This window comes from Streptomyces sp. NPDC101166 (assembly GCF_044768125.1).
In the GTDB taxonomy this organism is placed as follows: Bacteria; Actinomycetota; Actinomycetes; order Streptomycetales; family Streptomycetaceae; genus Streptomyces.
The window spans coordinates 126,871-139,596 of sequence record NZ_JBIWPF010000008.1 but is presented as its reverse complement, the minus strand read 5'-3'; the positions used below and the strand labels follow the sequence as shown (position 1 = coordinate 139,596).

The 12,726-nt window shown below is 70.5% G+C and carries 10 protein-coding genes and 5 tRNA genes; 5 read left to right on the top strand and 10 right to left on the bottom strand.

Annotation, left to right across the window (positions count from 1 at the left end; genetic code table 11):
* Positions 1 to 3 precede the first annotated feature (3 nt).
* Entirely contained in the window at positions 4 to 1,434 is a 1,431-nt protein-coding gene (gene leuC / locus ACIRS4_RS16595) for a 3-isopropylmalate dehydratase large subunit (protein WP_130443200.1), read from the bottom strand.
* Between the two features lie 188 nt (positions 1,435 to 1,622).
* Between leuC and ndgR the strand changes: the two genes are divergently transcribed.
* Positions 1,623 to 2,339 carry an IclR family transcriptional regulator NdgR gene (gene ndgR, locus ACIRS4_RS16590; RefSeq protein ID WP_010984119.1) on the top strand — a complete coding sequence of 239 codons (717 nt, stop codon included), beginning with the start codon at positions 1,623 to 1,625 and terminating at the stop codon, positions 2,337 to 2,339.
* Positions 2,340 to 2,509: 170 nt separating this feature from the next.
* Here ndgR and ACIRS4_RS16585 read toward each other — a convergent pair.
* From ACIRS4_RS16585 to ACIRS4_RS16545, 9 genes are all read right to left on the bottom strand, one after another.
* Positions 2,510 to 2,582, bottom strand: a tRNA-Glu gene (locus tag ACIRS4_RS16585).
* Between the two features lie 44 nt (positions 2,583 to 2,626).
* Positions 2,627 to 2,698: transfer RNA gene (locus ACIRS4_RS16580), tRNA-Gln, on the bottom strand.
* Between the two features lie 20 nt (positions 2,699 to 2,718).
* Positions 2,719 to 2,791 (bottom strand) — tRNA-Glu (locus ACIRS4_RS16575).
* Between the two features lie 62 nt (positions 2,792 to 2,853).
* A tRNA-Glu gene (locus tag ACIRS4_RS16570) sits at positions 2,854 to 2,926 on the bottom strand.
* Positions 2,927 to 2,968: 42 nt separating this feature from the next.
* Positions 2,969 to 3,040, bottom strand: a tRNA-Gln gene (locus ACIRS4_RS16565).
* A gap of 91 nt (positions 3,041 to 3,131) precedes the next feature.
* Positions 3,132 to 3,863: an HAD family hydrolase gene (locus ACIRS4_RS16560; protein ID WP_404195775.1), complete on the bottom strand. Its 732-nt coding sequence runs from the start codon at positions 3,861 to 3,863 to the stop codon at positions 3,132 to 3,134.
* A gap of 74 nt (positions 3,864 to 3,937) precedes the next feature.
* Complete coding sequence (gene gltX, locus ACIRS4_RS16555; RefSeq protein WP_404195772.1) at positions 3,938 to 5,422, bottom strand: glutamate--tRNA ligase; 1,485 nt, start codon at positions 5,420 to 5,422, stop codon at positions 3,938 to 3,940.
* The gene (locus ACIRS4_RS16550; RefSeq protein ID WP_404195769.1) at positions 5,415 to 6,200 is read right to left on the bottom strand and encodes a fumarylacetoacetate hydrolase family protein; all 786 of its coding nucleotides are present in this window, start codon (positions 6,198 to 6,200) and stop codon (positions 5,415 to 5,417) included. The genes gltX and ACIRS4_RS16550 overlap by 8 nt, the downstream gene beginning before the upstream one ends.
* Before the next feature lie 135 nt (positions 6,201 to 6,335).
* Positions 6,336 to 6,530: a hypothetical protein gene (locus tag ACIRS4_RS16545; protein ID WP_165430469.1), complete on the bottom strand. Its 195-nt coding sequence runs from the start codon at positions 6,528 to 6,530 to the stop codon at positions 6,336 to 6,338.
* Positions 6,531 to 7,131: 601 nt separating this feature from the next.
* Between ACIRS4_RS16545 and ACIRS4_RS16540 the strand changes: the two genes are divergently transcribed.
* From ACIRS4_RS16540 to ACIRS4_RS16525, 4 genes are all read left to right on the top strand, one after another.
* A complete protein-coding gene (locus ACIRS4_RS16540) occupies positions 7,132 to 10,878 on the top strand; it encodes a nitrate- and nitrite sensing domain-containing protein (protein ID WP_404195766.1) in 3,747 nt (1,248 codons plus the stop codon).
* Between the two features lie 9 nt (positions 10,879 to 10,887).
* On the top strand, positions 10,888 to 11,301 hold the full coding sequence (locus ACIRS4_RS16535; protein ID WP_130443512.1) for a roadblock/LC7 domain-containing protein: 414 nt from the start codon (positions 10,888 to 10,890) through the stop codon (positions 11,299 to 11,301).
* 113 nt (positions 11,302 to 11,414) lie between these two features.
* Complete coding sequence (locus tag ACIRS4_RS16530; protein ID WP_358797525.1) at positions 11,415 to 11,813, top strand: DUF742 domain-containing protein; 399 nt, start codon at positions 11,415 to 11,417, stop codon at positions 11,811 to 11,813.
* The gene (locus tag ACIRS4_RS16525) at positions 11,794 to 12,369 is read left to right on the top strand and encodes an ATP/GTP-binding protein (protein WP_030793795.1); all 576 of its coding nucleotides are present in this window, start codon (positions 11,794 to 11,796) and stop codon (positions 12,367 to 12,369) included. The genes ACIRS4_RS16530 and ACIRS4_RS16525 overlap by 20 nt, the downstream gene beginning before the upstream one ends.
* The last annotated feature ends 357 nt before the right edge of the window (positions 12,370 to 12,726 follow it).

The window sequence follows — 12,726 nt, the reverse complement described above, 5'->3', positions numbered from 1 at the left end:
TGATCAGACTCCAGCGGGCGTGACGGGGGCGTCGTCGGACAGGTCGGCCGGGGAGGCCAGGTGGCCCAGGACCGCGGTGGCCGCGGCGACCTGCGGCGACACCAGATGCGTACGACCGCCCTTGCCCTGCCGGCCCTCGAAGTTGCGGTTGGAGGTGGACGCGGAGCGCTCACCCGGGGCCAGCTGGTCGGGGTTCATGCCGAGGCACATCGAGCAGCCCGCGTGCCGCCATTCGGCGCCGGCGTCCTTGAAGACGACGTCCAGGCCCTCGGAGACGGCCTGCAGACCCACGCGAGCGGAGCCCGGGACGACCAGCATCCGTACGCCGTCGGCGACTTTGCGGCCCCGGACGATGTCGGCGGCGGCCCGCAGGTCCTCGATACGGCCGTTGGTGCAGGAACCTACGAAGACGGTGTCCACACTGATCGAGCGCAGCGGCTGTCCGGCCTCCAACCCCATGTATTCCAGGGCCTTTTCGGCGGCGAAGCGCTCCGAAGCGTCTTCGTACGAAGCGGGGTCGGGGACGTCCGCCGAAAGCGGCGCGCCCTGGCCCGGGTTGGTGCCCCAGGTGACGAACGGCGACAGTTCGGAGGCCTTGATGACGACCTCGGCGTCGAACTCGGCGTCGTCGTCGGTCTTCAGGGTCTTCCAGTACGCGACGGCCGCGTCCCAGTCCTCGCCCTTGGGCGCGTGCGGACGGCCTTCGAGGTACGCGAAGGTCGTCTCGTCGGGGGCGATCATGCCGGCCCGGGCGCCGGCCTCGATCGACATGTTGCAGATGGTCATCCGGGCCTCCATCGAGAGCTTCTCGATGGCGGAGCCGCGATACTCCAGGACGTAGCCCTGGCCGCCGCCGGTGCCGATGCGGGCGATGATCGCCAGGATCAGGTCCTTGGCGGTGACGCCGTCGGGCAGTTCGCCGTCGACCGTGATGGCCATGGTCTTGGGGCGGGTCATCGGCAGCGTCTGGGTGGCCAGCACATGCTCGACCTGCGAGGTGCCGATGCCGAAGGCCAGTCCGCCGAACGCGCCGTGCGTGGAGGTGTGGGAGTCGCCGCAGACGACGGTCATGCCCGGCTGCGTCAGCCCCAGCTGCGGACCGACGACGTGGACGACGCCCTGCTCGACGTCGCCGAGCGGGTGCAGCCGGACGCCGAACTCGGCGCAGTTCTTGCGCAGGGTCTCCAGCTGGGCGCGCGAGACCGGGTCGGCGATGGGCTTGTCGATGTCGAGGGTCGGGGTGTTGTGGTCCTCGGTCGCGATGGTGAGGTCGAGGCGGCGCACCGGCCGGCCGTTCTGGCGCAGTCCGTCGAAGGCCTGCGGGCTGGTCACCTCGTGCAGCAGGTGCAGATCGATGAAGAGGAGGTCGGGCTCGCCCTCGGCGCGCCGGACGACGTGGTCGTCCCAGACCTTCTCCGCGAGTGTCCTACCCATCGCTTTCCCTCCGGCCGGCGGAAGTCGCCCGGCCCAACTAGAGATCTTGTGGAGACGGCGCCCTGTCCCGGTCCCCCGGGCGCCCGCCGCCGGGCCCGTTGGTCTGCGGGCCGCTGTAGGTCCAAGGGTTGCGCGTCTCACGGAAAATTGAACTTGCGTTTCACAGAGTGAGACGGGAATATCGTTTCATGGACAACAGTAGCGGCGTCGGCGTTCTGGACAAGGCAGCCCTTGTCCTGAGCGCTCTGGAGTCCGGTCCGGCCACCCTCGCGGGCTTGGTCGCGGCGACCGGACTGGCACGACCCACGGCCCACCGGCTGGCCGTGGCACTGGAACACCACCGCATGGTGGCGCGCGACATGCAGGGCCGGTTCATCCTCGGCCCGCGGCTGGCCGAACTGGCCGCCGCGGCGGGCGAGGACCGCCTGCTCGCGACCGCCGGCCCGGTGCTCACCCACCTGCGCGACGTGACGGGCGAGAGCGCGCAGCTCTACCGCCGCCAGGGCGACATGCGCATCTGCGTGGCCGCGGCGGAGCGCCTGTCCGGCCTTCGGGACACGGTCCCGGTCGGCTCGACGCTCACGATGAAGGCGGGCTCCTCGGCTCAGATCCTGATGGCCTGGGAGGAGCCCGAGCGCCTCCACCGCGGCCTGCAGGGCGCGCGTTTCACGGCGACGGCCCTGTCGGGCGTGCGGCGGCGCGGCTGGGCCCAGTCGATCGGCGAGCGCGAGCCGGGCGTGGCGTCCGTCTCCGCACCCGTGCGCGGCCCCTCCAACCGGGTCGTGGCCGCCGTCTCGGTCTCCGGGCCCATCGAGCGTCTGACCCGCCACCCGGGGCGGATGCACGCCCAGGCCGTCATCGACGCGGCGGGCCGCCTCTCGGAGGCGCTGCGCCGTACGGGCTGACCGGAAGCCGGGGACCATGTTCCTCCGGGGCCGCCTCAACGCCGCGGCGGGCCACGGAGGAACGATCACATGACACGCGCGGGGCGGCGACGCCCCGCGAACGACGGCCGCGTCCGTCGCACGACGAAAACGGCTCCCCACCTCAGCCGAGGTGGGGAGCCGTCGTCTTGTACCCCCGACCGGATTCGAACCGGCGCTACCGCCTTGAGAGGGCGGCGTGCTAGGCCGCTACACAACGGGGGCGAGGATCTTGCAAGCGTTCAACACTGCACCGCTGCAGATCCGAGCTGGTCTACCAGGACTCGAACCTAGACTAACTGAACCAGAATCAGTCGTGCTGCCAATTACACCATAGACCAATGTGGTTTAGACCAGTTTGTACCCCCGACCGGATTCGAACCGGCGCTACCGCCTTGAGAGGGCGGCGTGCTAGGCCGCTACACAACGGGGGCCCTAGCGATCCTGCGTCAAAGATGGCGGGAGCTACCCTGACCAACCTCGCGGGAAGGATCTGTACCCCCGACCGGATTCGAACCGGCGCTACTGCCTTGAGAGGGCAGCGTGCTAGGCCGCTACACAACGGGGGCTTCGTGGAGCAGGTCTCCACAGGTGCAGATGAGCTCTGCGAGCTGGCCTACCTGGACTCGAACCAAGACTAACTGAACCAGAATCAGTCGTGCTGCCAATTACACCATAGGCCACTGGAACGCCGATCCCGGAAGGGATCTTGTTCTAGTTCGCTCCCCCGGGTTCCGGCCTTTCGGCCCGCTCCCCGGCGGCGCAGAAGGAACATTACCCGAAGGTGGACTGCGCTCCAAAACGGGTATCCGCGCCGAGGAGCGCGGGGAGTTCGGACAGGCTGGCGATCCGGTGCCGTCCGGAGGGGAGTTCGACGGTGGCCGTGCCGCCGTAGCGGTCGATCCACACGGAGAGCAGGCCCGCGTCGGCGGAGCCCTGGCCGTCGATCTCCGGGTGGTCGCCGACGTACGCCACCTCGTGCGGGGGCAGCCGCAGCGCCTCGCAGGCCGCGAGGAAGGCGGCTGCCTGCGGTTTCGCGACGCCGAGTTCGGCGGCGCACAGGATCGCCTCGAAGCGGTCGTGCACGCCGAGGACGCGCAGCTTGCGGTCCTGGACGTGGATGCTGGAGTTGGAGAGCACCGCGTGGCGGTGGCTGGTGGCGAGGGCGTCCAGGACGGGCAGCACGTCAGGGAAGAGCGCCCAGACCGCCTCGTAGTGATCCATGTAACGCCGGAACCAGGCGTCGGCCTCCGCGTCGGTCATCTCCCGGTCCAGGAAGACCCGGACGCGGTCGCGGCGCTGTCCCTCGAAGGTGACCTCGCCCGCCTCGAAGCGCCGCCACTGCTGGTCGGTGACCTCCCGCCACCGGACGACGGCGGCCTCAGGGGTGTCGTACGCGACCAGGAGTCCCTCGACGTCCAGATGCCTGCGCATGCCCTCCCGGTCGGCGCTCGTGTAGTCGAAGAGGGTGTCGTCGACGTCCCAGACAACCGCGCGAATCGTCATGACGTCGACGGTAGCGCGTGCGGGAGGGGCGGCGCCCGGGCTCTTTCCGGACACCGCCCCTCCCGTGGTGCGCGTTACGCCGCCAGCTTGGCCAGGGCCGCGTCGATGCGGGTCAGGGTCTTGTCCTTGCCGAGGATCTCCAGGGACTCGAAGAGGGGCAGGCCGACCGTGCGGCCGGTGACGGCGACGCGGACGGGGGCCTGGGCCTTGCCGAGCTTGAGCCCGTGGGCCTCGCCGGCCGCGAGGACGGCTTCCTTGAGGGACTCGGCGGACGTCCAGTCGGCCGACTCCAGCTTCTCGCGGGCCGTGCGCAGCAGGGCGTCGCTGCCCTCCTTCATCGCCTTGGTCCAGCTCGCCTCGTCGAAGACCGGCTCGGGGAGGAAGAGGAAGTCGACGTTGTCGGTGATCTCGGAGAGGACCCTCAGCCGGGTCTGGGCGTGCGGGGCGACCGCGTGCCACTTGCCCTCGTCGAAGTCCTCCGGAGCCCAGGGCGCGAACGGGGCCTTCAGCCACGGGGCGCAGCGCTCGGTGAAGTCCTTCACGTCGAGCAGCCGGATGTGGTCGCCGTTGATCGCCTCGCACTTCTTCAGGTCGAAGCGGGCCGGGTTGGGGTTGACGTCCGTGACGTCGAAGGCCGCGACCATCTCGTCCGTGGAGAAGACGTCCTGGTCGGCGGAGAGCGACCAGCCCAGCAGGGAGAGGTAGTTGAGCAGCCCCTCGGGGAGGAAGCCGCGCTCCCGGTAGAGGTTCAGGCTCGACTGCGGGTCGCGCTTGGAGAGCTTCTTGTTGCCCTCGCCCATCACGTACGGCAGGTGCCCGAAGGCCGGGACGTCCTTGGCGACGCCCAGTTCCATCAGCGCCTTGTAGAGGGCGATCTGGCGCGGGGTGGAGGAGAGCAGGTCCTCGCCGCGCAGGACGTGGGTGATCTCCATCAGGGCGTCGTCGACCGGGTTGACGAGCGTGTAGAGCGGGGCGCCGTTGGCACGGACGATGCCGTAGTCCGTGACGTTCTCCGGAGTGAAGGTCAGCTCGCCGCGGACCAGGTCGGTGAAGGTGATCGTCTCGTCGGGCATCCGGAAGCGGACGATAGGGGCGCGCCCCTGGGCCTCGTACTCCGCGACCTGCGCGGCGGTCAGCTCGCGGCAGTGGCCGTCGTAGCCGGAGGGCTTGCCGGCGGCGCGGGCGGCCTCGCGGCGGGTGTCCAGCTCCTCCTGGGAGCAGTAGCAGCGGTAGGCGTGGCCGGCGTCGAGGAGCTTGGCGGCGACGTCCTTGTAGAGGTCCATGCGCTGCGACTGGCGGTACGGCGCGTGCGGGCCGCCGACCTCGGGGCCCTCGTCCCAGTCGAAGCCCAGCCAGCGCATCGAGTCGAGCAGCTGCTCGTAGGACTCCTCGGAGTCGCGGGCGGCGTCGGTGTCCTCGATGCGGAAGACCAGCGTGCCCTGGTGGTGCTTGGCGAACGCCCAGTTGAACAGGGCGGTGCGGACCAGGCCCACATGGGGGTTACCGGTGGGCGAGGGACAGAAACGGACGCGTACGGGGGAGCCGGGTGCGCTAGCCACGCTTGACAACCTTGTTGGTGAGAGTGCCGATGCCTTCGATGGTGACGGCGACCTCGTCGCCGACGTTGAGGGGGCCGACCCCTGCCGGGGTGCCCGTGAGGATCACGTCGCCGGGGAGCAGCGTCATGGCCTCGGTGATGTTGACGATCAGATCCTCGATGGGGTGGATCATCTCGCTGGTGCGGCCGAGCTGCCGCTGCCGGCCGTTGACCGTGAGCTGGACGGTGAGGTCGGAGGCGGCCTTCAGGTCCAGGTCCGTCTCCACCCACGGGCCGAGCGGGCAGGAGCTGTCGAAGCCCTTGGCCCTGGCCCACTGCTTCTCGCGCCGCTGGACGTCACGCGCGGTGACGTCGTTGGCGCAGGTGTAGCCCAGGATCACGTCGGCGACGCGTTCGCGCGGGACCTCGCGGCACATGCGGCCGATGACGACCGCGAGCTCGGCCTCGTGGTGCAGTTCCTCGGAGAAGGGCGGGTACTGGATGCTGTCGCCGGGACCGATCACCGAGGTCGACGGCTTGAAGAAGGCGAACGGGGCGTCGGGGACGTCGTGGCCCAGTTCGCGCGCGTGCTCGGCGTAGTTGCGGCCGAAGGCCACGACCTTGTTGGGCAGCACGGGCGGGAGCAGCCGGACCTTGCTCATCGGCACCCTGGTGCCGGAGAGCTCGTGTTCCGCGAACGGGATGCCCTTGATGATGTTCAGGACGAGCTCGTCCGGCTTGTCGCCTTCGACCGCGCCGAAGGCGACGTTCCCGTCGATGGAGAACCTGGCGATGCGCACGGCTTGGTTGGCCCCTTGCTGAGCTGGCGGGAGTCTGACGGTCCAGGCTAACGCGGAAGGGCGCCCCCGACCGGAGACGCCCTTGACATCCGTGGGCGGCCGGCCCCCTTGAGCATCCGGCGGCCGGCGCGCGTACTACTCCGCGGAGGCGGCGAGTGCCGCGACGGGTACCTCGTTGAGGATGGTGCGCTTGGGGTTGGCGGTCTGGGCCGGGAGATCGACGGCGTGCTCCCTCTGTTCGAGGAGCCGCAGCTCGTCGGCGTCCTTGAGGTGCGCCAGCGTCGTACGCTGCGGGTTGGCGATCTTGTGGAACATCGCGGTCGTCTTCACTGTTCTACGTAGCCCTGTTCTCTTCGGGCGCCGGGAGGGCCGTCGGCGGACCTCCGCACCGGCGCGGCTTGTCGGATTTGCCATATCTGTAAAGGCTCAGGCTATGCACGCCATTCCCGGGGAAGGCGTGAAGGTCTCATGATCTGCATGTGAGTTTGCTCACGAATCCCTACCCAAATCGGTCAAATCAGGCCCACCCTCGGGCATGAGGAAACGGATATCTCCGCATAGAACCACCCATTCCGCTCCTGATCATGGCGACTGGGACACGTCCCTGACCCCAGACCTTCGCCCGCCTTTGTCCGCATTGCGAGAGAACACTTTCTACATGCGGTAATGCGCCCCTCACGGACTGTCACTCATGTCACAGCCCGGCCAACAAGCCTTGTTGGAGATCCGGCACTGTGCTGGAATCTCACGGACCGCCGCTGGAACTGGCCGGCGCGCAGGGCGCACAGCAGCGCCGAGCGGCGGCGAGAAGGGGGAGCCAGCGCCGGTCCATCACGACCGTTAGAGGGGTCGCATTCAGGGCACCCCTCAACACGCCGACACCGTCCTTCCGTTCACGCGGGGGGCGCCTGGTCCAGAGGTTGCGACGCTAGTGCAGGGACGTTTCAAGAGGGATGGCAGCGCTTCGGCGGAGCCGGAGCCGCACGGCGGGACTGGCCCCACGGCCGGCAGCTCCTCGCCCCAGCACGCCCAGAACCCGGGCCAGGCTTCCGGAGACGGCGGCGGGCGCTCCGGCACGTCCGCGTCCGCGGCCGCGCTCCCCCAGAATCCGACGGTGAAGCCCTCGGCCGCCTCCCCCGGCGCCGGCTCCCGTGTCGCTCTGCGCAACTGGCGCATCTCCACCCGACTGGTCGCGCTGCTGACCCTGCCCGTGGTCGCGGCCACGACGCTGGGCACGCTGCGCATCAACCAGTCGATGGACGACATCCAGCAGCTCGACAACATGCGGCTGCTCACCGACATGACCAAGCAGGCCACCGAGCTGGCCAGCCGCCTCCAGGAGGAGCGCGACAAGTCCGCCGGCCCCCTCGCCCACGGCGCGAAGGAGACCGACGCGACGGTCAAGGGCGTCCGGGAGAAGACGGACCAGTCGCTGGCCGCGTTCAGCGACGCCTCCGAGGAGATCGACGCCGCCAGCTCGGACAACAACCTCCAGGGCGTCCGCGACAGCCTCGTGGGTCTGCTCGGCGACCTCGGCAACATCGCCAAGGTCCGCAAGTCGGCCTACGCGGAGCAGAAGAACTCCACCCAGACGGTGGAGGCCTACCACCGCCTCATCACCTCGCTGCTCGACCTGTCGCAGGACATGGCGCAGGCCACCAGCAACCCGGAGATGATCCAGCGCACCCGCGCGCTGGCCGCCTTCTCCTCCGCCAAGGAGTACGCCTCCGTCCAGCGGGCCGTCCTGTCGGCCGCCCTGCCGGCGAGCAACACCCAGCTCGGCAAGCTCTCCGAGAACGACCGCCAGTACGGCGACGCCGCGCTGCAGAACCAGGACTCCGAGCTCGCGAGCTTCCGCAGCATCTACGGCGACGACGGCGCCGAGGACCTGCTGGAGCCCGTCGAGCAGGGCAGCCCCACCATCGAGGACGCGGACACCTACGCCACCCGGGCCCTCGGCTCGGCCACGGGTCTGCAGTCGCTGGACAAGCGGTCGTACCAGGACTGGTTCGACGCCAGCACGACCAAGATCCAGCAGATGAAGAACATCGAGACCACGCTGCTGGAGCAGATGGAGCAGAAGGCCCGCGAGCTGCGCTCCGAGTCGGAGCAGGAGGCGATCGTCTCCGGTGCGCTGATCCTGCTCGTGCTCGGTGTCTCGCTGGTCGGCGCGTTCGTCGTCGCCCGGTCCATGATCCGCTCGCTGCGCCGCCTCCAGGAGACCGCCACCAAGGTCGCCCAGGACCGGCTGCCCGAGCTGGTCAAGCAGCTGTCCGAGTCCGACCCGCAGGACGTCGACACCTCCGTCGAGTCGGTCGGTGTGCACTCCAAGGACGAGATCGGCAAGGTGGCCGCGGCCTTCGACGACGTGCACCGCGAGGCCGTCCGCCTCGCCGCCGAGCAGGCCCTGCTGCGGGGCAACGTCAACGCGATGTTCACCAACCTCTCGCGCCGCTCCCAGGGCCTCATCCAGCGTCAGCTCTCGCTCATCTCCGAACTGGAGTCCCGCGAGGCCGACCCGGACCAGCTGTCCTCGCTGTTCAAGCTCGACCACCTCGCGACCCGTATGCGCCGTAACGGTGAGAACCTCCTCGTCCTCGCGGGTGAGGAGCCCGGCCGGCGCTGGACCCGCCCGGTCCCGCTGGTCGACGTGCTGCGCGCCGCCGCGTCCGAGGTGGAGCAGTACGAGCGCATCGAACTGGCCTCCGTGCCGACCACCGAGGTCGCCGGCCGGGTCGTCAACGACCTCGTGCACCTCCTCGCCGAGCTGCTCGAGAACGCCACCTCGTTCTCCTCGCCGCAGACCAAGGTCAAGGTCACCGGTCACGCGCTGCCCGACGGCCGGGTGCTGATCGAGATCCACGACACCGGCATCGGCCTCTCCCCCGAGGACCTCGCCGCGATCAACGAGCGGCTCGCCTCGCCGCCCACCGTGGACGTCTCCGTCTCCCGCCGCATGGGCCTGTTCGTGGTCGGCCGGCTGTCGCAGCGGCACGGCATCCGCATCCAGCTGCGCCCGTCCGACTCCGGTGGCACGACCGCGCTGGTCATGCTGCCCGTCGACGTCGCCCAGGGCGGCAAGAAGCCGCAGCCCAAGCCCGGTCAGGGCGGCGCGTCCGGCGGTCCCGCCGCCGCGCAGGCCGCCGCGGGCGCCGCGGCTGCCCGCCGTCAGGGCGGTCAGCAGAGCGGTCAGCAGGCCGGCGCGCTCGGCGGTGGCGGCGCTTTCGGCGGCGGCAACGGCGGCCGGCTGCCCGCCGGTCAGGGCCCCCGGGCCGCGCTGCCCGGACGGGACGGCGGCGGCCGTCCGAACAACGCCCCGCGCGGACCGCAGTCCCCCGGCTCCCCCCAGCAGGGCCGCCCCGCCCCGGCGGGCGCCGGCTTCGGCGGGCAGGCCCCGGGCGCCCCGCAGGGTCTCCAGGCGGCCGGTACCGGTGCTCCCTCCCAGGGTCAGGACCTGTTCGGCGGCGGGCGTCCGCCGTCCGCTCAGCGCCCCCAGGACAACCGGTCCGAGCAGGGCGGCCGCGGCCGTCAGCCGCAGCTGCCGCCGCGCGGCGGCCCGCGCGCCGAACTGCCTGGCGGCGCCCAGCCGCCGCGCGGGAACGTCGGTACCAACTGGGCCGACGACACCTCCTACCCGCCGTCCGCACGCACCCCGCTGGACGCCCCGCGCGGCCACGAGGAGCCGGACGCCGCCCAGACCGCGCAGATGCCGCGCGTCAACGACCGCCAGGGCCCCGGCTCCACCGCCGAGATACCGGCGATCCCCCGCGTCGAGGAGCGCCAGGGCACGACCGGCCCCGCCGACTTCATGCGTCCGGCCGGCGGCCAGGGCACGGGCCAGTACCCGGCGGTCAACGGCAGCCAGGGCACGGGTCAGTTCCCGGCTCCCGGCGCGGGCGGCCAGCAGGACGGTTTCGTCCGCTCGGACGTCTTCGGCGCCACGGGCGGCCAGAACACCCCGGCGGACCAGAACCGGTTCGCCGCTCCGCAGGCGTACGACAACGGCTCCACCGGCCAGTTCGCCGCACCGGGCTACGACAGCGCCGCCACCGGGCAGCCCTCGCTGCCCGCCCGTCAGGACCCCGCGTCCACGGGCCAGTACCAGCGGCCCCACCACGACACCGCGGGCAACGGCTACGGCTCCCCACAGCAGCAGCCCGCCCCGCAGCGTCCCGCCGCCCGCCCCGAGCCGGAGGCCCTGCCCCCGGCCGCGGGTCCCGGCGACGGCCGTACCCCGCTCTACGACACCCTGGAGACCAACTGGTTCCACGGCGCCCAGGGCGAGGACGGCAACGGCACGGCGCCGGCGCCGCAGCGGCAGCAGCCGCCGCAGCAGCAGGCTCCCGCCGCACCCCAGCGTCCCGCGGCCACGGGCGCCACGACCTCCTCGTGGCGCACCTCGCCGAACGACGAACTCGTCCGTCAGGCCGAGCGCGTCCGGCAGCCGGCCGCGGGCGGCGTCACCACCTCCGGCCTGCCGCGCCGGGTGCCCCGGGCGAACCTCGTCCCGGGCACGGCTCAGCAGCAACAGCACCAAACCGGTCCGCAGGTCTCGCGCGCGCCTGACGACGTACGCGGACGGCTGACCAATCTTCGTCGGGGCATCGCACAGGGTCGTCAGGCCGGCAACGGCTCGACCGGCAGTTTCCCCAGCCCCACTCACCAGCAGGAGCGTTAGTTGAGCCAGATGAGCCAGGCGGCCCAGAATCTGAACTGGTTGATCACCAACTTCGTGGACAACACCCCCGGGGTGTCCCACACCGTCGTCGTGTCCGCCGACGGGCTCCTGCTCGCGATGTCCGAGGGCTTCCCGCGCGACCGTGCCGACCAGCTGGCGGCCGTCGCGTCCGGGCTCACCTCGCTGACCGCGGGCGCCTCGAGGATCTTCGAGGGCGGCCGGGTGTCCCAGACGGTCGTCGAGATGGAGCGGGGATTCCTCTTCCTCATGTCCGTCTCGGACGGCTCGTCCCTCGCCGTGCTCGCACACCCGGAGTGCGACATCGGCCTCGTCGGCTACGAGATGGCGCTCCTCGTCGACCGCGCGGGCGCGGTCCTGACGCCCGACCTGCGCGCCGAACTCCAAGGCAGTCTGCTCCACTGACCGTCCCCGGTACCACCCCCCTCACGAAATCACCGTCCGGCCGACACCTTCCCCCCACCGGCCTCGACGGACGGCACGACTGACCGAGACATGCTGTCCCGCCCGGAGGATTCATGACCCCGCCCACCGCCTCTCATGACCCGTACGCGGAGCCGTACGGGGATGAAGGCGACCAGCCGCTGGTGCGTCCTTACGCGATGACCGGCGGCCGGACCCGGCCGCGCTACCAGCTCGCCATCGAGGCGCTGATCAGCACCACGGCCGACCCGGCAGCGCTCATGGGGCTGCTCCCCGAGCACCAGCGCATCTGCCACCTCACCCGTGAGGTGAAGTCGGTCGCGGAGGTCTCGGCGCTCCTGGCCATGCCGCTGGGCGTGGCGCGGATCCTCGTCGCGGACCTCGCCGAGGCCGGCCTGGTGGCCATCCACCAGCCGGGCGGCGACGAGAACAACGGCGGCGCACCTGACGTGACGCTGCTCGAAAGGGTGCTCAGTGGACTTCGCAAGCTCTGACGGGGGCCGGGCCACCACCTCCGCGAAGATCGTGGTGGCGGGCGGCTTCGGCGTGGGCAAGACCACGTTCGTGGGCGCCGTCTCGGAGATCAACCCGCTGCGCACGGAAGCCGTGATGACGTCCGCGAGCGCGGGCATCGACGACCTCACCCACACCGGGGACAAGACCACCACCACGGTGGCCATGGACTTCGGCCGCATCACGCTCGACCAGGACCTGATCCTCTACCTGTTCGGCACCCCCGGCCAGGACCGGTTCTGGTTCATGTGGGACGACCTGGTGCGCGGCGCGATCGGCGCGGTGGTGCTGGTGGACACCCGCCGGCTGGCGGACTGCTTCCCGGCGGTGGACTACTTCGAGAACAGCGGCCTGCCGTTCGTCGTCGCCCTCAACGGCTTCGACGGGCAGCAGCCGTACCAGCCGGAGGAGGTGCGCGAGGCGCTGCAGATCGGGCCGGACACCCCGATCATCACCACCGACGCACGCCACCGGTCGGACGCCAAGAGCGCTCTGATCACCCTGGTGGAACACGCGTTGATGGCGCGTCTGCGGTAGCACTCCCGGCGCTGCCGTACGGCAGTCGTCGTAGGCGGATCGGAGCCGGCTGTGGCCTTTGACACGGTCGGCTCCGGTGTTCATAACGTTTCGGCAGAGGAATCGGGTGGTACGGCCACGCTTCGCGGTCGTCCGGTCTCACTGTGCTCGCACGAGCCCCGTCATTTGGCGGGGCTCGTGCTGTTTGACCGTTTTATCTAGGGCTTACATCACAATGATTCGTGCCCTACCGGTGTTTGGAGGAGCGCAGGGCGACGTGCTGGAATGCCTGAACTGCCCAATAGTCAATGACGTACTCATGGTCGATGGCTGACCGGGCTCTGAGACACTGCGGCACGACGAAGGTGCCGACCGCCG

Coding starts and splice junctions, on each gene's coding strand:
- leuC (WP_130443200.1), bottom strand. CDS start 1,434: ATGGGTAGGACACTCGCGGAGAAGGTCTGGGACGACCACGTCGTCCGG.
- ndgR (WP_010984119.1), top strand. CDS start 1,623: ATGGACAACAGTAGCGGCGTCGGCGTTCTGGACAAGGCAGCCCTTGTC.
- ACIRS4_RS16560 (WP_404195775.1), bottom strand. CDS start 3,863: ATGACGATTCGCGCGGTTGTCTGGGACGTCGACGACACCCTCTTCGAC.
- ACIRS4_RS16535 (WP_130443512.1), top strand. CDS start 10,888: ATGAGCCAGGCGGCCCAGAATCTGAACTGGTTGATCACCAACTTCGTG.
- ACIRS4_RS16530 (WP_358797525.1), top strand. CDS start 11,415: ATGACCCCGCCCACCGCCTCTCATGACCCGTACGCGGAGCCGTACGGG.